This window comes from Pseudomonas sp. KH_021 (assembly GCF_057838865.1).
In genome coordinates this window covers 4,667,375-4,691,495 of sequence record NZ_CM174477.1, presented here as the reverse complement: position 1 = coordinate 4,691,495, position 24,121 = coordinate 4,667,375, and the positions used below count along the sequence as shown (strand labels likewise).

Sequence of the window (24,121 nt, the reverse complement as noted above, 5' to 3'; positions counted from 1 at the left end):
ACCGCATGGTTTTCATAACCATCCAACTGAGAGTTTCTTGCGAGCAGCCAGGCTGCTCGCTCTTATTTCGCCGACAAGATCACTAGGGGCTTGTTCAATGTCTGCATCCCTCGCATTCGTCTTTCCCGGTCAAGGTTCGCAATCGCTCGGCATGCTCGCCGAATTGGGTGCTCAGTATCCTCTGATCATCGAAACCTTCCAGGAGGCCTCCGAGGCTCTGGGCTATGACCTCTGGGCCCTGACCCAAGAGGGCCCGGAAGAGCAACTCAATCAAACCGACAAAACCCAGCCAGCCATTCTCACGGCTTCCATTGCCTTGTGGCGTCTGTGGTTGGCAGGGGGTGGTGCGCGTCCTGCCTTCGTCGCCGGCCATAGCCTGGGTGAGTACAGCGCTCTGGTCGCCGCTGGCAGCATCACGCTGGCTGATGCGGTCAAGCTGGTCGAGCGTCGGGGTCAATTGATGCAAGAAGCCGTGCCGGCCGGGCAGGGTGGCATGGCTGCCATCCTGGGGCTGGAAGACGCTGATGTGCTGGCGGCCTGCGCTGAAGCTGCGCAAGGTGAAGTCGTTAGCGCTGTCAATTTCAACTCGCCAGGCCAGGTGGTCATCGCCGGTGCCAAGGCGGCTGTGGAACGTGCCATTGATTTGTGCAAGGCCAAGGGTGCCAAGCGCGCCATGCCTTTGCCGGTCAGCGTGCCGTCGCACTGTGCATTGATGCAGCCGGCTGCTGAAAAATTTGCCGATGCTGTTGCCGCCATTGCCTGGCAGGCGCCGCAGATTCCGTTGGTGCAGAACGTCAGTGCGACCGAGGCCCAGGATCTGGACACCCTCAAGCGCGACCTGTTGGCGCAGCTCTACCGGCCGGTGCGTTGGGTTGAGTCGGTCAAGTATCTGGCCGGCCAAGGCGCCACTCAGTTGGTCGAGTGCGGCCCGGGCAAGGTCCTTGCAGGCCTGAACAAGCGCTGCGCTGAAGGCGTTGTCACTCATAACCTCATTACCCCAGACGCTTTCGCTGCCGCCCGCGCAGCGTTGGCCTGAATCAAGGAGAAGCTTGCATGAGCCTGCAAGGTAAAGTTGCACTGGTCACTGGTGCGAGCCGTGGCATTGGTCAAGCCATCGCCCTGGAGCTGGGTCGCCTGGGCGCCACCGTCATCGGTACCGCCACCTCGGCATCCGGTGCCGAGCGCATCGCTGCCACCCTCAAGGAGCACGGTATCACCGGTACTGGCCTTGAGCTGAATGTCACCAGCGACGAATCCGTGGCTGCAACCCTGGCTGCCATCCAGGAGCAATTCGGTGTGCCGACCATCCTGGTCAATAATGCCGGCATCACCCGCGATAACCTCATGCTGCGCATGAAAGACGATGAGTGGTACGACGTGATCGATACCAATCTCAACAGTCTGTTCCGTCTGTCCAAGGCGGTGCTGCGCGGCATGACCAAGGCACGCTGGGGTCGTATCATCAGTATCGGCTCGGTAGTGGGTGCCATGGGCAACGTCGGCCAAGTAAACTATGCTGCCGCCAAGGCAGGTCTGGAAGGCTTCAGCCGCGCTCTGGCGCGTGAAGTCGGTTCCCGTGCAATCACAGTCAACTCGGTAGCGCCTGGTTTCATCGATACCGACATGACTCGCGAACTGCCGGAAGCTCAGCGTGATGCACTGCTGACCCAGATCCCGCTGGGCCGTCTGGGCCAGGCCCAGGAGATCGCCAATGTGGTCGCTTTCCTGGCTTCGGAAGGTGCAGGGTACGTCACAGGCGCTACAATTCCGGTCAACGGCGGCATGTACATGTAATTGAATGTGACGGATTGCTTCAAAAAAATGTCATACGAGCTGTCTAAAATCCGTTATAAAGCTGCAATCAAATTCTAGGCAGCGGGTGGGTGTGAAGAAGGTGCGACGCTTTCAGCTTGAAAAGCCAAGCCCTTTCTATAAACTTACACACCGGCCAGCTGCCTGACTTATGTCCATTAGGAGTGAAAACAAGGTATGAGCACCATCGAAGAACGCGTCAAGAAAATCGTCGCCGAGCAACTGGGCGTTAAAGAAGAAGAAGTGACCAATGCTGCTTCCTTCGTTGAAGATCTGGGTGCCGATTCCCTTGATACCGTTGAGCTGGTGATGGCTCTGGAAGAGGAATTCGAGACCGAAATCCCAGACGAAGAAGCCGAGAAGATCACTACTGTTCAAGCAGCTATCGATTACGTCACCGCTCACCAGGCGTAAGACGTTGTAATCGTCGCTTCTTGTCATGGAAAAACCGCACTGCCTTAGCTGGCGTGCGGTTTTTTCTTTAGACGAGATGCCTGGCGTCGTTTAGAGAATAAGGAGAGTGCTGTGTCGCGTAGACGCGTTGTGGTCACTGGTATGGGTATGCTGTCGCCACTGGGTACGGATGTGCCGAGCAGTTGGCAGGGCATTCTGGCTGGCCGCAGTGGCATTGGTCTGATTGAGCATACTGACCTTTCTGCCTACTCCACCCGTTTTGGCGGCTCGGTCAAGGACTTCAAGGTAGACGAATACCTTTCGGTCAAGGAAGCCCGCAAACTCGATCTGTTCATCCAGTACGGCCTGGCAGCCGGTTTTCAGGCCGTGCGCCATTCCGGTCTGGAAGTCACCGACGCCAACCGTGAGCGCATTGGCGTCGCCATGGGCTCGGGTATCGGCGGCCTGACCAATATCGAAGAAACCAGTCGGACCTTGCACGATCAAGGGCCGCGGCGTATTTCGCCGTTTTTCGTTCCTGGCTCCATCATCAATATGATTTCAGGGTTTCTGTCCATCCACCTGGGTGTGCAGGGGCCTAACTATGCCATTGCCACGGCTTGCACCACGGGTACGCATTGCATTGGCATGGCGGCCCGCAATATCGCTTTTGGCGAAGCCGATGTGATGATTGCCGGTGGCGCCGAAATGGCAGCCTGTGGCCTTGGCATGGGCGGCTTCGGTGCTGCGCGTGCCTTGTCGACTCGCAACGACGAGCCTACCCGCGCCAGCCGTCCATGGGACAAGGGTCGTGATGGCTTTGTGCTTTCCGATGGCTCAGGAGCCCTTGTGCTTGAAGAGCTCGAGCACGCCAAGGCTCGTGGCGCAACCATCTATGCCGAGCTGGTTGGCTTTGGCATGAGTGGTGATGCGTTCCACATGACCTCTCCACCAGAGTCCGGCGCCGGTGCTGCGCGTTGCATGGTCAATGCCTTGCGCGATGCGGGCATGGATGCCAGTCAGGTGAATTACATAAACGCCCACGGTACGTCGACGCCTGCAGGCGACTTGGCTGAAGTGCAGGCGATCAAGTCGGTGTTTGGCGATCATGCCTACAAGCTGGCAGTCAGCTCGACCAAGTCCATGACAGGCCATCTGTTGGGTGCCGCCGGGGCGGTGGAGGCGATTTTCAGTGTGCTGGCCATCAATGGCCAAGTGGCGCCGCCCACCATCAACCTTGATGAACCTGATGAAGGCTGCGATCTCAACTTCGTGCCTCATGAAGCACGCAATATGCCGATCGATGTGGTGCTGTCCAACTCGTTCGGTTTTGGCGGAACCAACGGCTCCCTGGTGTTCAGCCGGTTCGTCGGTTGATGCAAGGTTGGGTCGATGGTCAACCGGCTGATGCCCTCTCGCTGAAAAGCAGGGGGCTGGCCTACGGCGATGGGTTGTTCGAAACCATCGCCGTCAAGGACGGTCATCCGCTGTTGCTGGAGTTGCATTTGCAACGCCTGGCGCTGGGTTGCCAGCGTCTGGGTATTGCCACGGACCCAGCGCTCGTTCGTGGTGAGCTGTGCGCTTTTGCCCGCCTGATGGGTGAGGGCGTACTGAAGTTGATCCTGGCCCGTGGCGACAGTCAACGCGGCTATGCCCCCGATCCTCATGCACCGGCTCGCAGAATCCTGCAGGCCAGCCCTCCTGCTGCCTACCCGGCCAGTCACGCCGAATTGGGCGTACGACTTTATCCCTGCAAGACACGTTTGGCGCTGCAGCCATTGTTGGCTGGCCTCAAGCACCTCAATCGGCTCGAACAAGTGCTGGCTCGCGCTGAATGGCAAGACAGCGAACATGCCGAAGGGTTGATGTTGGATACGGAGGGCCGCTTGATCGAAGGGGTCTACAGCAACCTCTTCCTGGTCAGGGATGGGCAATTGCTAACGGCAGATCTTGGCCGCTGTGGCGTAGCGGGCGTCATGCGTGCGGCGCTGCTGGAGCAGGCATCGAACCTGGGCATGGAGGTGAGCATCGTCGAGCTAACGTTGTCGGATTTGGAACAGGCAGACGAAGTCTTTGTCTGCAATAGCGTGTACGGCGTCTGGCCCGTTCGCGCCTACGCTTCACTAAACTGGTCGCCGGGTCCCGTCACCCGTAAACTTCAGCACATTGCCCGCGCGCTATTGGATACTTGAGTTGTGAGACGTAAATTCTTGGTGCTGCTGGAAACAGGCCTCATTCTGGCAGGCCTGATATTAGGGGTGGCTGCCTGGAAAATGCAGTCGGCCGTGGAACAGGCCTTGATTTTGCCCCAGGAACAATTGCTGGATGTGCCCAAGGGATCGACGCCGACCCGTGTGTTCTACCAGATGGAGGCCAATGGCATCATTGATGATGCTTTCTGGTTGCGCGTTTATTGGCGTTTCAACCTCGCCGGTCAGCCGCTGCACAAAGGTGAGTATCGGTTGACTCCGGGCATGACCGTTCGCGATCTGCTGGGCGTGTGGAAACGCGGTGAAATGGTTCAGTACAGCCTGACCCTGGTCGAAGGCTGGAATTTTCGCCAATTGCGGACCGCGCTGGCCAAGCAGGAAAAGCTTGAGCAAACCCTGAGCGATCTCAGTGACACCGAAGTCATGGAAAAACTGGGTCATAAGGGCGTCTTCCCGGAAGGGCGGTTTTTCCCCGATACCTATCGTTACGTCCGCGGCATGACAGACGTCGAGTTGCTTCAGAAGGCCTATTCACGCCTTGAAGAGGTGTTGGCCAAGGAGTGGAACGCACGCTCGTCCAAGGCGCCTTATAGCGACCCTTATCAGGCTCTGATCATGGCGTCCTTGGTCGAGAAAGAAACCGGTGTACCGCAGGAGCGAGGGCAAATCGCCGGCGTGTTTGTGCGCCGCATGCAGATCGGCATGCAGCTGCAGACCGACCCAACGGTTATCTATGGCATGGGTGAGCGCTATAACGGCAAGCTCACGCGTGGGGACTTGCGTGAGTCAACGCCTTATAACACCTATGTCATTGCCGGCTTGCCACCCACTCCCATTTCGATGGTAGGGCGCGAGGCGATACATGCGGCGCTCAATCCTGCCTCTGGCAGCAGCTTGTACTTCGTTGCGCGCGGCGATGGCAGTCACATCTTTTCCGATGACCTGGATGCCCATAACTCCGCTGTTCGCGAATATCAGCTCAAGCGTCGGGCCGACTATCGTTCAAGCCCTGCACCCGATGCCGATGGCAATGATGCACCGCCTGCGGGCAGTGGCGCGCAACCGGAGCCGGAATCAGAGCCGGCGCCGGCTGCCCGTTCAGACGAAGCGTCTGGGCAAAATACGCAATAACCCATATTAAGGACTGCCTGTGACTGGCTTGTTTATCACCCTGGAAGGCCCCGAAGGCGCGGGCAAGAGCACCAATCGCGAATACCTGGCTGAGCATTTGCGTGCGGCGGGCGTTGATGTGGTGCTGACCCGGGAGCCGGGCGGCACTGCGCTGGCTGAGCGCATTCGTGAATTGCTGTTGGCGCCCAGCGAAGAAAAAATGGACGCCGACACCGAGCTATTGTTGGTTTTTGCGGCGCGTGCCCAGCATTTGGCCGAAGTCATTCGCCCGGCATTGGCGCGTGGGGCGGTGGTGCTTTGTGATCGGTTCACCGATGCGACCTACGCCTATCAGGGCGGCGGACGTGGCCTGTCGGTGGCGCGCATCGCGATGCTGGAGCAGTTCGTGCAAGGTGATCTGCGCCCTGACCTGACGCTGGTGTTTGATCTGCCCGTTGATGTCGGCCTGGCCCGGGCCAGTGCTCGCGGGCGGTTGGATCGCTTCGAGCAGGAAGGCCGGCCGTTCTTTGAGGCGGTCCGTAATGCTTATCTGGAACGGGCTGCCGCCCAGCCGGCTCGATATACGTTGGTCGACGCCTCGCTGCCATTAGAGCAGGTCCAGCGCTCGCTGGACGCTCTGCTTCCGCAGATTCTTGGGCGGATTCATGGCTGAAGCATTTCCCTGGCAGGCGCCGTTGTGGCAGCAACTGGCCGGGCGTACACAGCATGCCCATGCCTATCTGCTGCATGGGCCAAAAGGCATCGGCAAGCGGGCGCTGGCCGAGCGCTTGATGGCGTTACTGCTTTGCCAGCGGCCCGAGGGCCATGAGGCCTGTGGGCAGTGCAAGTCGTGCATGTTGCTGGCAGCCGGCAGCCACCCGGACAACTATGTGCTTGAGCCGGAAGAGGCGGACAAGGCCATCAAGGTTGATCAGGTCCGTGATCTGGTGAGCTTCGTCGTCCAAACGGCCCAATTGGGCGGGCGCAAAGTGGTCCTGATCGAGCCTGCCGAGTCGATGAATATCAACGCTTCCAATGCCTTGCTCAAAAGCCTGGAAGAACCCTCCGGCAACACGGTGCTATTGCTGGTGAGTCATCAGCCCAGCCGTTTGCTGGCGACCATCAAGAGCCGCTGCGTGCAGCAGGCCTGCCCACTGCCGGGCACGGCTCAAAGCCTTGAGTGGCTGGCAAATGCCTTACCCGACTGCAGCGAAGCCGAGCGCATCGAACTGTTAATCTTGGCGGCTGGGTCGCCACTGGCAGCGGTTGCCCTGCAGGCCCAGGGCGTGCGCGAGCAGCGTGCGCTGGTCGTCGATGGGGTGAAGAAGCTGCTCAAGCAGCAACAGTCTGCCAGCCAACTCGCCGAAGCCTGGAATGCGATCCCGCTGCTGTTGCTGTTCGACTGGTTCTGCGATTGGTCCAATCTCATTCTGCGCTACCAGTTGACGCAGGATGAAGAGGGATTAGGCTTGGGGGATATGCGCAAGGTCGTGCAATACCTGGCGCAAAAAAGCGCGCAAGACAAAGTCTTGAGCATTCAGGACTGGATTCTCGTCCAGCGGCAGAAGGTATTGGCCAAGGCCAACCTTAACCGTGTGTTGTTGCTGGAGGCCTTGCTGGTGTCCTGGGCTGCGTTGCCGGGCCAGCGTTAGGCAAAGTTTCCAGGTAGTCGGTCGCAACGAGGAAGCGCCTGTGAACCAACCTGTCAGTCCCGGCCCGCGCAATGGCATCCTGTCTTTGACCATCAAGGACAGGGCCGTGCTCTATGCCGCCTACATGCCCTTTATCAAGAATGGTGGGTTGTTCATCCCCACCACCAAAAGCTACAAGCTCGGTGATGAGTTGTTTATGTTGCTGAGCCTGATGGATGAGCCGGAAAAAATTCCAGTGGCCGGTCGTGTGACCTGGATCACACCCAAAGGGGCTCAAGGCGGCCGGGCTGCTGGCGTAGGTGTGCAATTCAATGAAGGCGACACGACGGCTCGCGACAAAATCGAAACCTATCTGGTCGGGGCTCTGAAATCCGATCGGCCCACTCATACAATGTAGTAGTCAATCTTGCCATGCTTGTAGATTCCCATTGCCACCTGGATCGCCTTGACCTGACCGAGCATCAAGGCTCCCTTGATGCTGCCCTGCAGGCTGCTCGAGCGCGAGGCGTCGGCCATTTTCTGTGCATCGGCGTCAGTGCCGACAATGCGGCGGCCGTCAAAGGCCTGGCAGAGCGTTATGACGATGTGGACTGTTCAGTGGGTATTCACCCGCTGGACCTCGAGCCTGGCGTCGCACCTGCGCTGGATTGGTTGTTGCAAGAATTGAATCATCCGCAGGTGGTGGCCATCGGCGAAACCGGTCTGGACTATCACTACGAACCCGAGGCGGCTGAACTGCAGCAGGCTTCGTTCAGGTTGCATCTGCAGGCGGCTCGGATCACCGGCAAACCCGTCATCGTTCATACGCGTGCGGCGCGTGCCGACACGCTGGCGCTGCTGCGCGAAGCTGCGCTACCCCAGGCCGGGGTGCTGCATTGCTTTACCGAAGACTGGGAGATGGCCAAGGCAGCGCTGGACCTGGGCTTTTACATCTCACTGTCTGGCATCGTCACCTTCCGCAATGCCGATGCCTTGCGCGATGTGGCGCGTCAGGTGCCGGCTGATCGCTTGCTGGTAGAGACCGACTCTCCCTATCTCGCGCCTATCCCCTATCGCGGCAAGCCCAATTTGCCCCAGTACGTTCGGGAGGTCGCCGAGTATCTTGCCATGCTCCGTGGGGAGCCTTTCGAGCGCTTTGCCGAACAGACCACGGCCAACTTCAGGCGGCTGTTCCCTCTGGCCAGGGCTTGAATCGCAGGCAAAAAAAACCCGGGTTCTGGGGGGTGAATCCGGGTTAAGACCATTAGGAGTAAAACAAAGGTGTGCGTTCCTTGGACACCTTTATCGGCGCGTCACTTGGGGGGGTATGCCGCGCCAACACTTGAAGTATCGGCGAGTCTTGGCGTGATTCCACTATGGGGTGGCTGTTTTTTAAACAGATTTGGAATACCCGCAAGTCTGTCAGGTAATCACCTGCCCTGCGATTTTCTTGATAATGGCCAGTGTTTCGTCGATTACACGACTTTTTGTGTAGAAGTGCGGTGAAAATCTGACTCCCGGCCCGCGAAGGACACAGATCACCTGTTCAGCCTTGAGCCGTTCATAGAGCGCACGGTTATCAATGCCATCGATACTGAAACAGACAATCCCGGCGCGACGATGCACTTCTCTAGGGCTGTGGATAACAGTTCCGGGAATACCCTCGAGGCCTTCGAGCAACCATTGCACTCGTTTCTCCAACTGTTGGGCTACTGCTTCCATGCCCACGTCCTCTAACAGTGACAGGCTGGCCTCAAGCGCCGCTGCGCCCAGCATATTGGGGCTGCCGCACTCAAAGCGTCGTGCGCTTTGGGCGGGCTCCCATTCGGTGCGGGTGTAATCGCCCATGTGTTCAAGCATGTGCCAGCCATATTCGCTCAGCTTGAGCTGTGGGCGCATGGCCTCGCGGCAATAGAACACGCCCAGGCCTTCAGGGCCAAGCATCCATTTGTGGCCGTCGGCCATGGCAAAGTCGCACTGATAGGCTTGAACATCGAAGGGTAGGGCGCCCAGTTGCTGGATAGCATCGATGCAGTACAACACGTCGCGGCCGCGGCAGCCTTGGCCTAACTTCACCAGATCGAGGCGTAGCCCACTGGTAAACTGCACTGCACTGATGGAGAGCAGTCGGGTGCGAGCGCCGCAGGCTGCCAGTAGTGCTCCCTCAGGGTCGCTGTTGGCCAGGCTGACCTGCACGACCTCTACGCCTTGAGTGGCGAGCGCTTGCCAGACGACTCGGTTCGAGGGGAATTCTTCGTCGCTGATGACGATTTGGTCGCCGGGCTGCCAGTTCAGGCCAAAAGCGACAAATGACAAGGCTTCTGATGTGTTTTTGACCAGTGCGATGTCATCCGTTGATGGTGCATTCGTCAGGCGCATCAGCCGTTCGCGCAATCGATGCTCCATCTGCATCCAGTCTGAATAGTCGCGCGCCCCCCGTAAAGCGTTCTCCTCGGCGAAGCGGCGGACCGCTTCACTGCTGCGTTTGGGCCAGGGTGCGATCGCCGCATGGTTCAAATATCGCAATCCCTCAGCGTGTTCGAACTCATCGTGAAACATAGACATGGTTGGATGATCCGTGCAATTTGGCGCAAGTTAGGCATAATACTCCGCTTCGATTTTGATCCAGTCCTTCTTATGCAGAAAGAACCTCGTAAGGTCCGTGAGTTTCGTCGCCGAGAGCAAGAAATTCTCGATACCGCGCTCAAGCTGTTTCTCGAACAGGGTGAAGACAGCGTCACCGTCGAGATGATCGCTGATGCCGTAGGTATCGGAAAAGGCACGATCTACAAGCACTTCAAGTCCAAGGCGGAGATTTACCTGCGCCTGATGCTCGATTACGAGCGTGATTTGAACGAGCTGCTCCATTCGGCCGATGTCGACCGTGACAAGGAAGCCCTGTCGCGCGCCTATTTTGAATTCCGCATGCGTGACCCGCAGCGCTACCGCCTGTTCGATCGCCTGGAAGAAAAGGTGGTCAAGGGTAACCAGGTGCCTGAAATGGTCGAGGAACTGCACTCGATCCGCGCTTCGAACTTCGAACACCTCACCTTGCTCATCAAGGGGCGTATCAGCGAAGGCAAACTGGAAGACGTTCCACCGTACTTCCACTACTGTGCGTCCTGGGCGCTGGTGCATGGCGCGGTGGCGTTGTACCACTCGCCGTTCTGGAGCAATGTGCTGGAAGATCAAGAAGGCTTCTTTCAGTTCCTGATGGATATCGGTGTTCGCATGGGCAATAAGCGCAAGCGAGATCCCGATACTTCCGGCACTTGAGCCATTCGCTCGACCTATTAGTGCTACTGGTGGCAGCGCCCCAGGAATATACTCGGTATGAGGGCTTGCAATAATCTGATTTTTGAGTCAGGTTTTGCGTGCCTGATTCATCCATGCCGGAGTCCTCCATGATTGTCGATCGCCAAGGCAGACGTTTTCGCAATTTGCGTATCAGCCTGACGTCTGCCTGTAACTACGCCTGCACCTACTGTGTGCCAGATGGCAAACGCTTGGTCGCGGCGCAGGATGAGCTGTCGGCGCAAGCCATGGCTCGAGGCGTGTCTTACCTGATCGAGGCCGCGGGTATCGAGCGGTTGCGTATTACGGGTGGTGAGCCTCTGGTCAGTCCGAAGCTGGAAAGCTTTCTGACATCCGTTTCCGCTCTGGGCCTGGATGAGATCAGCTTGACGACCAATGGTCAGTTGTTGGCGCGCAAGTTACCCTTGTTGATCGATGCCGGCATTCGTCGGCTGAATGTTTCCCTGGATACACTCAATCCCGACGCCTTCCGCCGTATTGCGCGGGGCGGCGATCTGGCGACCGTACTTGATGGCATGGAAAAGGCCAGTCAGGCCGGAATGCGCATCAAGGTCAATATGGTCCCACTTCGGGGTCAGAACCATGACCAGGTTGTGCCGCTGCTCGATTATTGCCTGGCGCGTGGTTATGAACTGCGGTTTATCGAGCTGATGCGCATGGGGCATCTGGCCAGCGACTCCAACGCATTTTTGCAGCAGTTCGTCAGCTTGCAGCAGTTATTGCAAATGATCGGGGAGGGTCACGAGTACCTTCAGGCACAAGCCCCCATAGACGCCACCGCCTTACGCTATGAAGTCCCGGGGCGTGGATACTTCGGCATCATCGCCAACGAAAGCGTGCCGTTCTGCCGCACTTGCTCACGTTTGCGACTGTCTTCCACAGGCTGGTTGCACGGTTGCCTGTCGTCGAGCAATCGCCACTACATTGGCGACCTGTTGGACAAGCCTCGCCATCAAGCGCTGCCGGCATTGCAGGGGTTGCTGATGAAGGCTTTGGGCGACAAGCAGGCGATTGCTTTCTCTGGCGGCGCTACGGTGATGAAAATCATCGGCGGCTAGGCTGGCGCAGAATCTGCATCAGCCGGCTGTCCGCCGGTTTTCCGTCGCCGGCCATTGGAGGAAGAATGCGTACCTTGGTCGTGCTGCTGGCACTGATGTCGCTGGGTGGATGCATGAATGTCAGCGATCTGGGTGAGGGTGCCCGATACCATCTGAGCGATGCCGGGTTGCTTGATCACAGCGAAACCCGCCGCGCCGTGTCCATGCGTTTGCAGCCGGACTCCTTTATCTACATTGGCCAAGGCGCGTTCGTTCCGCCAGGCGACGCTTATCCACGACCCAACGTAGTAGCCGAAGAGGCCTTCAAGGGTTTTGTCGAGTATTTCCCTCTGGTGCGTCGCGCCCGAGGCCCGCTGGGGCTCGAAGCGGCCATGAATGAAGCGCGTGCAGCAGGCGCTCATTACTTGCTTTATACGCGCTTCGCCAAGGCCGACGACCGTATCGGTAATGGGGATGAGTGGTATGACGAGCAAGCTGTTGACCGCCTGGGGGTCGACACAGGCGTCATCCAGTTGATGCTGATCGAAACCAATACTCGCTATCTGATCGATACCGCTCGTATCCGTAGTCGTGGCGGATTACTGACTCTGCATGACAACAAGCCTGAAGATTTGCTCGGCCCGCCACTTGAGGATTACGCTCGTAGCCTAATAGGCATGAGCCATTGAGGAGAAGGGTATGAGTGGTCCGGCTAAGGCCAACGATTTGCTGGCGCAGATTCCCAGTTCCGGGAAGGGATTGCCTCCAGTGCACCTGTGGAACCCCGATTTTTGTGGCGATATCGATATGCGTATCGCGCGTGATGGCACTTGGTATTACCTGGGTACGCCGATCGGCCGCAAACCCATGGTGCGGTTGTTTTCTACCATTCTGCGCAGGGATGGCGATGATTACGTGCTGGTCACACCGGTGGAGAAAGTCGGCATCAAGGTCGATGACGCTCCCTTTGTGGCGGTCAGCCTTCAGGTTGAGGGTGAGGGGCAGGCGCAGGTACTGCGCTTGACCACCAACGTCGAGGATGAAGTGCTGGCTGGCAGCGAGCACCCTATTCGCGTTGTGATCGATCCCGTCACGCAAGAGCCGTCACCCTACGTGCATATTCGAAGCAACCTCGAGGCTTTGATCCATCGCAACGTGTTTTATCAATTGGTGGAGATGGCGGTTGTACGGGAAGTCGACGGTCAGCCTTGGCTGGGTGTCTGGAGTGGCGGTCAGTTTTTCCCTATTGGCCCTGATTGCGCCTGAGATCACACCGCCTCGGGGTAGGAGCCAGCCTTGGCTGCGATGGCCACACTGTGGTTTGACTGATGCACCGCGGTGTGGCCATCGCGGCTAAAGCCGGCTCCTACAGGCAGCTGTTCAAGGGCTGAATGGGTCGTCATGAGTCTCTGTATGCGAGTCCAAGGTAATCCACGGCATGGAAAAATGCTTCTGCAGGGCGCCTCTGCAGCACTGGTCACACTGGGGTTGGGGCTGATGACCGTAGGTGCGGCACCCATCAATAACGTCGATCTACCACCGCCCACCGCCCGCCTGAGGTCGTGAAGAATTACGCCAAAAAATTCAAGGTCGCGCCTGGCTGGTTGTTCCTGACTGGGCAGCAGGTCGAAATCGCCGAGCTACGTCAGAAGCTCGGGGTGCTTATCGAGGGGGGGTCGATAATGGCCGGACCAAAGATCATAACCTGAGTCTGATCATCGGTAACCAGACCACCGGGCGCTGGCTGCGCGAGCCGGATAAAATGCTGGAAAAAAGGACCCCTTGGTCATGCAGTTGTTGGGTCAGTAACCCAAGGCAGTCGATCAGGCCGTTTCAGGGAGTATGGATCACGTCCATCACATGGAATAAATCGGTCATTATCGCTGGTAAGCCGCTACAGATTTTTACATCAACCTGAAACCCGCCCAAAGGCGGGTTTTAGCTGTTCGGAAGGCCATCGCGCATAACGACCTCCCGACGTGAAAGTTCATCATGCACCTAAGTTCTGGCTATTATTAATAATTGCTCCGCCAGTTCCACTTCCATTGCCACCACTGCCGCCACCGCCGCCGCCACCACCAGTGCCGCCAGTGCCGCCACCACCACCGCTAGTGCCGCCAGTTCCTCCGGTTATGCCACCGGTTCCTGTTCCAGGCCCTGTAGAGGCGAGTGGATCGTCATCATCATCGTTGTCATTACGAGTGCTGGCGTAGCCGCCAGAAATAGAGAATGTATGCAGTAGGAGGTCATAACTAATGATGCCCGCAGCGTTTTTGCCTTGGTAGCCTACGCCCACGGGAGCTCCAAACATCGGGGTGACGGCAAAGGGGTAGTAACTAATACCTGCCGCCGCGATCCCGCTGTTTTCATCTCGGCTAGAAGTTGCTTGAAGCGTAAAACCTACGCCGGTCTTTGAGCCAAAGGCATAAGTGATGCCGGTAAAAATGCCTATGTCAGCGTGAGCGATGGGTGCTGCAGAAAAAATAAGTGCAGCAAAAATTATTTTTTTCATTTTCTATCACCCCAAAAGGTCTGGAAAAGTCCAATTTCTCGCAGTCAATAACGCAGGAGCTTTGAAGTTTTTTATTATTAATTCGACTCCTCCGAACCGGGTGGGGGTATCCCGGGGGGCCCAAAAATCTATGTGGCATGGCGTGAGCTTAGGCTTGGAAGGGGGACTTTCAATACCGCTCGTCGGCAGACTTTTGCGAGTGATGGCGTGCTTGATGGCACCGGCTGAGGTTGCCTATCTCAACGGGTGCGATGAAACACCGAAATAGACGGAATGCCCAAAACGAAAAAACCCGCCAGAAGGCGGGTTTTTGGGGTTTCAAAGATTTTGTAAGCATTCTCTGGAACCATGTTTGGCTCCGCGACCAGGACTCGAACCTGGGACCCAATGATTAACAGTCATTTGCTCTACCGACTGAGCTATCGCGGAATCTGGCGCGTATGTTACTGATTGCTAACGGGAAGTCAAGCTTTTACCGGCTTTCCGCGCAATCTGATGCTTACAGCACCGCAACGATGGCCTTGATGACGGCATCGATGTTTTTCTGGTTCAGCGATGCCACGCAGATACGACCAGTATCCAAAGCATAGATGCCGAACTCGGTTTTCAGGCGAGTAACCTGCTCGACGGTCAGGCCCGAGTAGGAGAACATCCCGCGTTGTTCGCCGACAAAGCCGAAGTCGCGCTTGGCGCCTTGGGCTGCCAGGCCTTCGACCATCTGGTTGCGCATGCCGCGAATGCGCAGGCGCATTTCGGCCAGTTCCGCTTCCCACATTGCTCGCAGTTCCGGGCTGTTCAGTACAGCCGCGACAATGCTGGCGCCGTGGGTCGGCGGGTTGGAGTAGTTGGTGCGAATAACGCGCTTGACCTGCGACAGCACGCGAACGCTTTCTTCCTTCGAATCGGTAACGATCGACAGGGCGCCGACGCGTTCGCCGTACAGCGAGAAGGATTTGGAGAACGAGCTGGAAACGAAGAAGTTCAGGCCCGACTCAGCGAACAGACGCACCGCAGCGGCGTCTTCGGCAATGCCGTCGCCAAAGCCCTGGTAGGCCATGTCGAGGAAAGGCACGTGGCCCTTGGCCTTGACCACTTCCAGCACTTGCTCCCAGTCTTCAGTCGTCAAATCGACACCGGTCGGGTTGTGGCAGCAAGCATGCAGCACAATGATCGAGCCTGCGGGCAGTGCATTCAGGTCTTCGAACAGGCCGGAACGGTTAACGCCATTGGTGGTCGCATCATAGTAGCGGTAGTTCTGCACCGGGAAGCCAGCCGCTTCAAACAGGGCGCGATGGTTTTCCCAGCTTGGGTCGCTGATGGCGACAACAGCGTTGGGCGAGATTTGCTTCAGGAAGTCGGCACCGGTTTTCAGTGCGCCCGTGCCACCTACCGCCTGGGTGGTGACGACGCGGCCAGCGGCCAGCAGAGGCGATTGTTCACCGAACAGCAGCTTTTGAACGGCTTGGTCGTAAGCGACAATACCGTCGATAGGCAGGTAACCACGCGAAGCGTGTTGGGCTGCGCGAATAGTCTCGGCTTCGATGACGGCGCGCAGCAGGGGGATACGCCCTTCTTCGTTGCAGTAAACACCGACGCCCAAGTTGACCTTATCGGTACGTGGGTCGGCGTTGAATGCTTCGTTGAGGCCCAGGATTGGGTCGCGTGGTGCCAATTCGACAGCGGAAAACAGGCTCATTATTACCGTAGCTCTGAATGGAGTGTGATAGGGGTGGCACAGCTCCAGTCGAATGCACTAGAGCGGTGCACAAACGGGGAGTCAGTATAGAGATCCTTGTTCGACACCGCGACAGGTTGCACCAGGTTTTACCTTTGATTTTCACTTTTTTTTTGACCGTTAGTCTTGTTGCGGTGCTGAAGCGCTCCAGACATCCGGGAAGGGCAGTGGGAAGTGGCGCGTCAGGGGCTGGATTAGGTATAAGTACTGTCTATAAATACAGCCTGAGAGTTTCAGCCTGTAGCAGCTTGAATGCAGAGGTCAATATGTCCGAGTTCGAACTCGTCACCCGTTTCCAGCCCGCTGGCGATCAGCCCGAAGCCATTCGCCTGATGGTGGAGGGCATTGAAGCCGGCCTTGCGCACCAGACCTTGCTGGGGGTGACCGGCTCGGGCAAGACGTTCAGCATCGCCAACGTGATCGCCCAGGTTCAGCGGCCGACCCTGGTGCTGGCCCCCAACAAGACACTGGCAGCGCAGCTTTATGGCGAGTTCAAGGCGTTTTTCCCCAATAACGCCGTCGAATACTTTGTTTCGTACTACGACTATTACCAGCCCGAAGCCTATGTGCCTTCTTCCGATACCTTTATCGAGAAAGACGCCTCGATCAACGACCACATCGAGCAGATGCGTCTTTCGGCAACCAAGGCATTGCTTGAGCGCAATGACGCCATCATCGTCACCACCGTTTCTTGTATCTACGGTCTGGGCAGCCCGGAAACCTACTTGAAGATGGTCTTGCACGTGGATCGCGGCGACAAGCTCGATCAGCGCGCCCTGCTGCGCCGCCTGGCAGACCTGCAGTACACCCGCAACGAAATGGACTTTGCGCGCGCCACCTTCCGGGTGCGGGGCGATGTCATTGATGTTTTCCCGGCAGAATCGGACCTGGAAGCCATCCGCATCGAGCTGTTCGACGACGAAGTGGAAAATATTGCTGCCTTCGATCCGTTGACCGGAGAGGTCATACGCAAACTGCCGCGTTTCACCTTCTATCCCAAGAGCCACTACGTGACTCCGCGAGAAACCTTGCTCGATGCGGTGGAGGGCATCAAGGTTGAGCTGCAGGAGCGCCTTGAATACCTGCGCAACAACAACAAGCTGGTCGAGGCCCAGCGCCTTGAGCAGCGTACTCGCTTCGATTTGGAGATGATCCTGGAGCTTGGCTACTGCAACGGCATCGAGAACTACTCGCGCTACCTCTCTGGCCGGCCGGCCGGGGCGCCGCCGCCAACCCTGTATGACTACCTGCCAGCCGGCGCACTGTTGGTGATCGACGAATCCCATGTCAGCGTTCCGCAAGTCGGCGCCATGTACAAGGGTGACCGCTCGCGCAAGGAAACCCTGGTCGAGTACGGCTTTCGCCTGCCGTCGGCGCTGGATAACCGACCGATGCGCTTCGATGAGTGGGAGGCCGTCAGCCCGCAGACCATTTTTGTTTCTGCGACGCCTGGGGCTTACGAGGCTGATCATGCCGGGCGTGTGGTTGAGCAAGTGGTGCGGCCTACGGGCCTGGTCGACCCGCAAGTGGAAATTCGCCCGGCGACCACCCAGGTCGATGACCTGCTTTCGGAAATCCGCAAGCGCGTGGCCGTCGAGGAGCGCGTGTTGGTCACCACCTTGACCAAGCGGATGGCTGAGGATTTGACCGACTATCTGGCCGATCACGACGTGCGAGTCCGTTACCTGCACTCGGATATCGACACTGTCGAGCGGGTTGAAATCATCCGCGACCTGCGACTGGGCACCTTCGATGTGCTGGTCGGCATTAACCTGTTGCGCGAAGGCCTGGATATGCCGGAAGTGTCGCTGGTGGCGATCCTGGATGCCGACAAAGAAGGTTTTTTGCGCTCGGAGCGCTCCCTGATCCAGACCATCGGCCGTGCGGCCCGTAACCTCAATGGCCGGGCCATTCTCTACGCCGATCGCCTCACCGGCTCCATGGAGCGTGCTATCGGTGAAACCGAGCGTCGGCGTGATAGGCAAATCGCCTTCAACGCAGCCAACGGTATTACCCCCAGGGGGGTGGTCAAGGACATTACCGATATCATGGAAGGCGCCACGGTGCCGGGCTCGCGCAGCAAGAAGCGCAAGGGCATGGCCAAGGCAGCCGAGGAAAGCGCTCGTTACGAAAACGAATTGCGCTCGCCAGCCGAGATCACCAAGCGCATCAAGCAGTTGGAAGAAAAAATGTACCAGTTGGCGCGCGACCTGGAGTTCGAGGCTGCGGCGCAAATGCGCGACGAGATCACCAAGTTGCGCGAACGTCTGTTGACGGTCTGATTGTGGCGGGTTACTGGAGCCTGTTGGGTCAGGCCTGTTAACATCGACGCTTTGTTTGACCTCTATTCGAGACCATTGATGACCACCGTTCGCACTCGTATCGCGCCATCGCCCACTGGGGACCCCCACGTCGGCACGGCTTACATCGCCTTGTTCAACTATTGCTTTGCCAAGCAGCATGGCGGCGAGTTCATTCTGCGCATCGAAGATACCGACCAGCTGCGTTCGACGCGCGAGTCCGAGCAACAGATTTTCGACGCCCTGCGCTGGCTCGGCATCGAGTGGAGCGAAGGCCCGGATGTTGGCGGCCCGCACGGCCCTTACCGGCAGAGCGAGCGTGGCGATATCTACAAGCAATACGCACAGCAACTGGTAGACCAGGGTCATGCCTTTGCGTGTTTCTGCACGGCTGAAGAGCTGGATCAAATGCGCGCCGAGCAGATCGCTCGCGGCGAAACCCCTCGTTACGATGGTCGCGCCTTGCTGCTGTCGGCCGAAGAAGTCGCCCGTCGGCTGGCAGCAGGCGAGCCTCACGTTATCCGCATGAAAGTGCCGACCGAAGGCGTCTGCGTGGTACCGGATCTGTTGCGCGGCGATGTCGAGATCCCGTGGGACCGCATGGACATGCAAGTCCTGATGAAAACCGACGGTTTGCCGACGTACTTCCTGGCCAACGTCGTTGATGACCACCTGATGGGCATCACGCATGTGTTGCGTGGCGAAGAGTGGCTGCCCTCTGCTCCGAAGCTGATGCAGTTGTACGACTATTTCGGTTGGGAGCAACCGAAGCTCTGCTACATGCCACTGCTGCGTAACCCGGACAAGAGCAAGCTGTCCAAACGCAAGAACCCGACGTCGGTAACGTTCTATGAGCGCATGGGCTTCATGCCTGAGGCAATGCTCAACTACCTGGGGCGTATGGGCTGGTCGATGCCCGATGAGCGCGAAAAGTTTTCGTTGCAGGAAATGGTCGAGCATTTCGACCTGTCACGGGTATCGCTGGGTGGGCCGATCTTCGATATCGAGAAGCTGTCCTGGCTCAACGGCCAGTGGCTGCGTGACCTGCCGGTCGAAGAGTTCGCAGCACGAGTACAGAAGTGGGCGTTCAACGCCGAGTACATGATGAAGATTGCCCCTCATGTTCAGGGCCGGGTCGAAACCTTCAGCCAGATCGCGCCGTTGGGCGGCTTCTTCTTTGCTGGCGGTGTGCAGCCGGATGCCAAGCTGTTCGAACACAAGAAGCTTTCGGGCGATCAAGTGCGTCAGGTCATGCAACTGATCCTGTGGAAGCTTGAGTCGCTGCGCCAGTGGGAGAAAGATCGCATCACCGGTGTGATCCAGGCCGTGGTCGAATCCCTGGAGCTTAAGCTGCGCGATGCCATGCCGCTGATGTTCGCGGCCATCACTGGCCAGGCCAGCTCGGTTTCTGTACTCGACGCCATGGAAATCCTCGGTCCTGACCTGACGCGTTTCCGTCTGCGTCAGGCGCTGGATCTGTTGGGTGGCGTTTCCAAGAAAGAAAACAAGGAATGGGAAAAGCTGCTGGCTGCCATCCAGTAAGCCCCGTGCAAACGGCTTTTGCCCCCGGATTTACGGAGCAAAAGCCGGGTAGGGCAGGTAAGTGATTGTTATCTGGGTAAAAAATTTTGAATTTTGTTGAAAATAAGTTTGACAGGATCCCGATCCGATCTTAATATGCGCCCCGTCCACAGCGATGAACGAGAGTTCAAAGCACACTGTGGGGCTATAGCTCAGCTGGGAGAGCGCTTGCATGGCATGCAAGAGGTCAACGGTTCGATCCCGTTTAGCTCCACCAAATTCCAAGTCCGCAGTCGGCTACACTGACTTCGGATACGATCAGAACTCCAGCTCTGATCGTTGGTAAGAAGGGTTTGCGTCCCCTTCGTCTAGTGGCCTAGGACACCGCCCTTTCACGGCGGTAACAGGGGTTCGAGTCCCCTAGGGGACGCCAGTTTTACAGAAGCGATGTCGCAAGAGATCGCTCCGCCGCGAGGCGAAAAATCCGGGGCTATAGCTCAGCTGGGAGAGCGCTTGCATGGCATGCAAGAGGTCGACGGTTCGATCCCGTCTAGCTCCACCAAATTGCCAGGGTTCGTGAAAACGAACCTGCTCGAAGGTTATGCGTCCCCTTCGTCTAGTGGCCTAGGACACCGCCCTTTCACGGCGGTAACAGGGGTTCGAGTCCCCTAGGGGACGCCACTTTTACCCGCTCTGCGGGACTTTTAAGGCTCATTCACTTTTTGAATGAGCCTTTTGTTTTTCTGCCTTAAAAATATCCTGACCTTAAATCGACCTTGTCACTGCAGACAAAGGTCGATTTTCTGCTTGCCAAAAAATATGACGGGCATAATATTAAGTCCATAATATTTGGAGCCCGCCATGAGCGACAAAAAAGCCAGAACGCGCGAGAAAATTCTTCAGGCAGCAAGCTCGGCCCTGATCCAGCATGGCCCGGCCGAGCCCAGCGTCAGCGACGTCATGGGCGCAGCCGGGCTGACCGTGGGTGGTTTCTATACGCATTTTGAAAGCAAGGACGCCTTGATGCTGGAGGCGTTCAGCCATCTCCTCGGACAGCGCCGAGCAGCGCTCAGTCAAGTCGATCCCTCCATGAGTGGGGAAGAGCGCCGCGCCTTGATGGCGGCGTTCTACCTGTCACGCAAGCATCGTGATGCCACTGAGCAGGCCTGCCCACTGCCGACTGCCCTAGGGGAGATGGTGCGCCTGCCTGAAGCGTTCAGGACGGTATTGGCCGAGCACCTGGAATTGATGATGGCTCAACTGGCGGACACGCCGGAGGAGGCTGATAAGGTGCTGGCAGACTTGGCCTTGATGGTCGGTGGTCTTGCCCTGGCCAAAGCCCTGGGGGGTAATGAGCTGTCTGACCGTGTCTTGCGGGCTGCCAAGGCGGCAGTGATCTGATCGAGTAACACCTTGAATTGGATTCGTCCGTTACACTGGCGCCTGGCCGAATCAATCTGACCAGGAGCGGGCATGAATTGGGATCTGGCAACACCATTTGTTATTGATCTGCGGGTGGGCGCCGAGGATATCGACGGCCTCGGCCACGCTAACAACGCTGTTTACGTTACTTGGCTGGAGCGCTGCGCCTGGCGGCACTCCCAGCGCTTGGGCCTGGATTTGACTGAGTATCGGCGGTTGGATCGGGCCATGGCTGTGGTTCGCCATGAAATAGACTACCTGGCGGCTGCCTATGAAGACGACGAGTTGCAGCTGGGTACCTGGATCGTCGATTGGGATCAGCGCCTGAAGATGACTCGGCAGTTCCAGTTGATCCGTCCCAGCGACGGCACGACCCTGCTACGCGCTCACACCACCTTTGTCTGCATTGAACTGTCCACTGGGCGGCCGAAGCGGATGCCGGCAGAGTTTATTGAGGGCTATGGCCCGGCGTTGATAGGGGCTGCCTCGGTGAGTGCCTGATCGTTCGCGTTGGACTCAATTCGCGGTGGTCCGGCACTCCGGCAAGCCACGCTCCCACCGCCAGGCGGCGAAGACTCCATCACCGTTTGGCTCTGTTAGAATGCCGCCCTTTTCCCCCGAGACATCCCCCATGCAAATAGCCCTGGCCCCCATGGAAGGCCTGGTCGACGACATCCTGCGCGACGTGCTGACTCAGGTCGGTGGCATCGATTGGTGTGTCACCGAGTTCATCAGGATCAATGACCAACTGCTGACGCCAGCCTATTTCCACAAGCTGGCGCCTGAGCTGCAGCACGGTGCCAAGACTCGTGCCGGAGTGCCGCTGCGCGTGCAGTTGCTGGGTTCTGACCCGGTTTGCCTGGGGGAGAATGCGGCGCTGGCCTGCGAGCTGGGTGCGCCGGTGATCGATCTGAACTTTGGCTGCCCGGCCAAGACGGTGAACAAGTCCCGCGGTGGGGCGGTGCTGCTCAAGGAGCCGGAATTGTTGCACACCATTGTTCGGGAGGTACGTCGGGCGGTGCCTGCGCATATCCCGGTCACCGCAAAGATGCGCTTGGGCTTCGACAGCCCCGATGGGGCGCTCGAGTGTGCAACGGCACTGGCCGAAGGTGGCGCCGAGCAGATTGTGGTGCATGCCCGCACCAAGGCCGACGGTTACAAGCCGCCGGCTCATTGGGAATGGGTAGCGCGGGTCCAGGAGGTGGTCAAAGTGCCGGTCTATGCCAATGGCGAGGTCTGGACGCTTGAGGACTGGCGGCGTTGTCGCGAAGTCAGCGGTGTCGAAGACATCATGCTCGGCCGAGGCCTGGTGGCCCGTCCTGACTTGGCCAGGCAAATTGCGGATGTGCGCGCCGGTCGCGACCCGCAACCCATGAGTTGGGACGCGCTGCAGCCGCTGTTGCAGCAGTTCTGGCTGCAAGCGATGGCCAAGCTGACACCTCGTTCGGCACCGGGTCGCCTGAAGCAATGGGTTGCCCTGTTGACCAAGGCTTACCCTGAAGCGGTTGAGTTGTTCGCAGTGCTGCGCCGTGAACAGGACCTGCAGCGCATCAGCGAACTGATGGGCATGCCGGCCCAGGCCGCCGCCTAGCTGTAGGAGCAGACCTTGGTCGCGAAGGGCGCGCCGCGGTTTGCCTGATGCATTGCGGTGCGCCCATCGCGATGGTCCGGCACTCCGGCAAGGTCTGCTCCTATGTATGGACTCGCCCCCACTATCAACCCGCTTTTGAACACTGCTACCCGGCTGCATCTATGTATAAGGCCTACTCGAGGAAGCCTGATCGGCTTCTGGCCAACATTCAATAAGCTCGCGGTATGCCAATTACGTTAAGGCCTCAAGGGCCAGTAGGAGCACAGGCATCAATCCGCGACGGTCTGACCTGGGGTCAATGTTCTTTAGCAAGGGTTGGAGCGCTTTAACGCCCCGGTGGCAGAACTCTGTGGATCAGTGACTCATCGTCGCCTCCTGGACATTGCCCATGTGGCGACGATAGGTCTGCTCGGTTTTCAGTAATACCCAGACGATGCGTAGGGTACGGTTGGCCAATCGGACGGCCGTTTCCTTGCGACCCAAGCGACACAGCCAGCGCAGCAAGCGCCGGTCATCGGGTTGTTCCGAATCAGGCCGCACCTGTCTCAAGACCGCATGCGCGCCCTGGATCGCCAGGCTGCGTAGGTAGGCGTCGCCCTGCTTGCTCATCTTGCCCAGCCGGATTTTCTGTCCGCTGCTGTGCTGAGTGGGCACCAAACCAAAGTAGGCGGCAAACTGGCGTGCGTTGGCGAAGCGCTCAGGCTCGACCTGCTTGGCCAGCAGCGCGGTGGCGATGATCGGACCGATGCCACGCACCGTCATCAACCTTTTCGCCGTCTCATCCTGCTGTGCGGCCGTTTCCAGTCGGCCGGTCAACACGCTGACGCGCTCGCCCAACTGGCTCCATTCGCCGAGCAGCTCAGCAATCAGCTCGCGCAGCAGATCCGGCAGCGGCTGGGTGGCATCCTCGAGTATCCGCGGCACCACCCGGCTGATCGCCGCCTCACCTTGCGCCAAGGCCACGCCATGCTCGAGCAGCAAGCCACGCATCTGATTACCCATGGCCGTGCGCCGCCGCACATAGCCCTGGCGGGCGCGATGCAGTGCCTGCATGGCCAGCGCCGCGGCACTTTTGACCGGCACTGAGACAATCCGACTATCTCGACCCGCCCGCAAGATCGCATGTGCATCGTTGCGATCATTCTTCGGCCCGCTGCGATGATCGGCCACATGCTGCGCAGGCAGGATCCGCACCGGGTTGCCTTGGGCCTGCAGCAACCGCGCCCATGCCTGAGCGCCTGGGCCTGTTTCCATCAGCACCATGACGCTCATGGGCAGTTGGCGAAGAAACGCCTGGAAGGCTTCGCGCGATTTGATTCGGTCCTCGTACACCACTTGGCCCAGGGCGTTTTCCCCGGCCACCTGGAAGACCCTCTTGGCAAGATCTACCGAGACGGTCGAACAGGTTGCTAGGTCGGCTGAAGACAAAGAGTGATTGTTGGTCGTATGCTTTTTCATGGGCTCGCCCTCGCTGTCGTTGGCTTCTTTATAGATGCCACCGTGGCGCATAGACGCCTCGGTTGGGGCGAGTC

Annotated in this window: 24 protein-coding genes, 5 tRNA genes and 1 pseudogene; 24 read left to right on the top strand and 6 right to left on the bottom strand. The window is 58.3% G+C overall.

The genetic code is table 11. From position 1 onward, the window contains the following. Nucleotides 1-97 precede the first annotated feature (97 nt). From fabD to AC3IX4_RS21590, 10 genes are all read left to right on the top strand, one after another. Complete coding sequence (fabD, locus tag AC3IX4_RS21635; RefSeq protein WP_489257412.1) at nt 98-1,036, top strand: ACP S-malonyltransferase; 939 nt, start codon at nt 98-100, stop codon at nt 1,034-1,036. Between the two features lie 17 nt (nt 1,037-1,053). After that, the gene (fabG, locus tag AC3IX4_RS21630; protein ID WP_489257411.1) at nt 1,054-1,794 is read left to right on the top strand and encodes a 3-oxoacyl-ACP reductase FabG; all 741 of its coding nucleotides are present in this window, start codon (nt 1,054-1,056) and stop codon (nt 1,792-1,794) included. 195 nt (nt 1,795-1,989) lie between these two features. After that, entirely contained in the window at nt 1,990-2,226 is a 237-nt protein-coding gene (gene acpP, locus AC3IX4_RS21625; protein ID WP_048362943.1) for an acyl carrier protein, read from the top strand. Nucleotides 2,227-2,337: 111 nt separating this feature from the next. Next, on the top strand, nt 2,338-3,582 hold the full coding sequence (gene fabF / locus AC3IX4_RS21620; protein WP_489257410.1) for a beta-ketoacyl-ACP synthase II: 1,245 nt from the start codon (nt 2,338-2,340) through the stop codon (nt 3,580-3,582). Beyond that, entirely contained in the window at nt 3,582-4,397 is an 816-nt protein-coding gene (gene pabC, locus AC3IX4_RS21615) for an aminodeoxychorismate lyase (protein WP_489257409.1), read from the top strand. The genes fabF and pabC overlap by 1 nt, the downstream gene beginning before the upstream one ends. A 3-nt stretch (nt 4,398-4,400) precedes the next feature. Beyond that, on the top strand, nt 4,401-5,546 hold the full coding sequence (gene mltG, locus AC3IX4_RS21610; RefSeq protein WP_489257408.1) for an endolytic transglycosylase MltG: 1,146 nt from the start codon (nt 4,401-4,403) through the stop codon (nt 5,544-5,546). Between the two features lie 19 nt (nt 5,547-5,565). Beyond that, nucleotides 5,566-6,198, top strand: coding sequence for a dTMP kinase (gene tmk / locus AC3IX4_RS21605; protein ID WP_489257407.1), 633 nt, complete (start codon nt 5,566-5,568; stop codon nt 6,196-6,198). Then, nucleotides 6,191-7,177 carry a DNA polymerase III subunit delta' gene (locus tag AC3IX4_RS21600; RefSeq protein WP_489257406.1) on the top strand — a complete coding sequence of 329 codons (987 nt, stop codon included), beginning with the start codon at nt 6,191-6,193 and terminating at the stop codon, nt 7,175-7,177. The genes tmk and AC3IX4_RS21600 overlap by 8 nt, the downstream gene beginning before the upstream one ends. 40 nt (nt 7,178-7,217) lie before the next feature. Continuing rightward, on the top strand, nt 7,218-7,574 hold the full coding sequence (locus AC3IX4_RS21595; RefSeq protein ID WP_489257405.1) for a PilZ domain-containing protein: 357 nt from the start codon (nt 7,218-7,220) through the stop codon (nt 7,572-7,574). Between the two features lie 14 nt (nt 7,575-7,588). Then, entirely contained in the window at nt 7,589-8,368 is a 780-nt protein-coding gene (locus AC3IX4_RS21590) for a TatD family hydrolase (protein WP_489257404.1), read from the top strand. A 210-nt stretch (nt 8,369-8,578) separates the two neighbouring features. Here AC3IX4_RS21590 and AC3IX4_RS21585 read toward each other — a convergent pair whose 3' ends face one another. Further along, nucleotides 8,579-9,721 (bottom strand): aminotransferase class V-fold PLP-dependent enzyme, encoded by a 1,143-nt coding sequence (locus tag AC3IX4_RS21585; protein WP_489257403.1) that lies wholly within the window; start codon nt 9,719-9,721, stop codon nt 8,579-8,581. 72 nt (nt 9,722-9,793) lie between these two features. Here AC3IX4_RS21585 and AC3IX4_RS21580 point away from each other — a divergent pair, with 72 nt between their 5' ends. From AC3IX4_RS21580 to AC3IX4_RS21565, 4 genes are all read left to right on the top strand, one after another. After that, on the top strand, nt 9,794-10,432 hold the full coding sequence (locus AC3IX4_RS21580; protein WP_489257402.1) for a TetR/AcrR family transcriptional regulator: 639 nt from the start codon (nt 9,794-9,796) through the stop codon (nt 10,430-10,432). Between the two features lie 128 nt (nt 10,433-10,560). Beyond that, nucleotides 10,561-11,529, top strand: a complete 969-nt coding sequence (locus tag AC3IX4_RS21575) for a GTP 3',8-cyclase MoaA (RefSeq protein WP_489257401.1) — start codon at nt 10,561-10,563, stop codon at nt 11,527-11,529. Nucleotides 11,530-11,594: 65 nt separating this feature from the next. Continuing rightward, nucleotides 11,595-12,197, top strand: a complete 603-nt coding sequence (locus AC3IX4_RS21570; RefSeq protein WP_489257400.1) for a DUF4823 domain-containing protein — start codon at nt 11,595-11,597, stop codon at nt 12,195-12,197. A 10-nt stretch (nt 12,198-12,207) separates the two neighbouring features. Next, nucleotides 12,208-12,774: a DUF1285 domain-containing protein gene (locus AC3IX4_RS21565; RefSeq protein ID WP_489257399.1), complete on the top strand. Its 567-nt coding sequence runs from the start codon at nt 12,208-12,210 to the stop codon at nt 12,772-12,774. A gap of 2 nt (nt 12,775-12,776) precedes the next feature. On the opposite strand, the gene AC3IX4_RS21560 is transcribed toward AC3IX4_RS21565, so the two are convergent. Continuing rightward, nucleotides 12,777-12,911 carry a hypothetical protein gene (locus tag AC3IX4_RS21560; RefSeq protein WP_489257398.1) on the bottom strand — a complete coding sequence of 45 codons (135 nt, stop codon included), beginning with the start codon at nt 12,909-12,911 and terminating at the stop codon, nt 12,777-12,779. Nucleotides 12,912-13,061: 150 nt separating this feature from the next. Between AC3IX4_RS21560 and AC3IX4_RS21555 the strand changes: the two are divergent. After that, nucleotides 13,062-13,255 (top strand): annotated as a pseudogene (locus tag AC3IX4_RS21555) (SCO family protein); the annotation flags it as partial. A 243-nt stretch (nt 13,256-13,498) separates the two neighbouring features. Here AC3IX4_RS21555 and AC3IX4_RS21550 read toward each other — a convergent pair. From AC3IX4_RS21550 to AC3IX4_RS21540, 3 genes are all read right to left on the bottom strand, one after another. Then, complete coding sequence (locus tag AC3IX4_RS21550; protein ID WP_489257397.1) at nt 13,499-14,020, bottom strand: hypothetical protein; 522 nt, start codon at nt 14,018-14,020, stop codon at nt 13,499-13,501. A 353-nt stretch (nt 14,021-14,373) separates the two neighbouring features. Beyond that, nucleotides 14,374-14,449 (bottom strand) — tRNA-Asn (locus AC3IX4_RS21545). Nucleotides 14,450-14,519: 70 nt separating this feature from the next. After that, the gene (locus AC3IX4_RS21540) at nt 14,520-15,716 is read right to left on the bottom strand and encodes an amino acid aminotransferase (RefSeq protein WP_489257396.1); all 1,197 of its coding nucleotides are present in this window, start codon (nt 15,714-15,716) and stop codon (nt 14,520-14,522) included. A 305-nt stretch (nt 15,717-16,021) separates the two neighbouring features. Here AC3IX4_RS21540 and uvrB point away from each other — a divergent pair, with 305 nt between their 5' ends. The 9 genes from uvrB to AC3IX4_RS21495 all read left to right on the top strand — a co-directional run bounded on the left by uvrB (nt 16,022) and on the right by AC3IX4_RS21495 (nt 22,589). Next, a complete protein-coding gene (uvrB, locus tag AC3IX4_RS21535) occupies nt 16,022-18,037 on the top strand; it encodes an excinuclease ABC subunit UvrB (RefSeq protein WP_489257395.1) in 2,016 nt (671 codons plus the stop codon). A gap of 78 nt (nt 18,038-18,115) precedes the next feature. Beyond that, complete coding sequence (gltX, locus tag AC3IX4_RS21530) at nt 18,116-19,597, top strand: glutamate--tRNA ligase (protein ID WP_489257394.1); 1,482 nt, start codon at nt 18,116-18,118, stop codon at nt 19,595-19,597. Nucleotides 19,598-19,777: 180 nt separating this feature from the next. Then, a tRNA-Ala gene (locus tag AC3IX4_RS21525) sits at nt 19,778-19,853 on the top strand. Nucleotides 19,854-19,933: 80 nt separating this feature from the next. Continuing rightward, a tRNA-Glu gene (locus tag AC3IX4_RS21520) sits at nt 19,934-20,009 on the top strand. Between the two features lie 53 nt (nt 20,010-20,062). Beyond that, nucleotides 20,063-20,138 (top strand) — tRNA-Ala (locus AC3IX4_RS21515). A gap of 43 nt (nt 20,139-20,181) precedes the next feature. Then, a tRNA-Glu gene (locus AC3IX4_RS21510) sits at nt 20,182-20,257 on the top strand. Nucleotides 20,258-20,437: 180 nt separating this feature from the next. Further along, nucleotides 20,438-20,977 (top strand): TetR/AcrR family transcriptional regulator, encoded by a 540-nt coding sequence (locus tag AC3IX4_RS21505; RefSeq protein ID WP_489257393.1) that lies wholly within the window; start codon nt 20,438-20,440, stop codon nt 20,975-20,977. Between the two features lie 72 nt (nt 20,978-21,049). Further along, complete coding sequence (locus AC3IX4_RS21500; RefSeq protein ID WP_489257392.1) at nt 21,050-21,499, top strand: acyl-CoA thioesterase; 450 nt, start codon at nt 21,050-21,052, stop codon at nt 21,497-21,499. 130 nt (nt 21,500-21,629) lie between these two features. After that, complete coding sequence (locus AC3IX4_RS21495) at nt 21,630-22,589, top strand: tRNA dihydrouridine synthase (protein ID WP_489257391.1); 960 nt, start codon at nt 21,630-21,632, stop codon at nt 22,587-22,589. 354 nt (nt 22,590-22,943) lie between these two features. Here the strand turns inward: AC3IX4_RS21495 and AC3IX4_RS21490 are convergent, their stop codons facing one another. Beyond that, nucleotides 22,944-24,047, bottom strand: a complete 1,104-nt coding sequence (locus AC3IX4_RS21490) for an IS110 family RNA-guided transposase (protein ID WP_489261185.1) — start codon at nt 24,045-24,047, stop codon at nt 22,944-22,946. Nucleotides 24,048-24,121 lie beyond the last annotated feature (74 nt).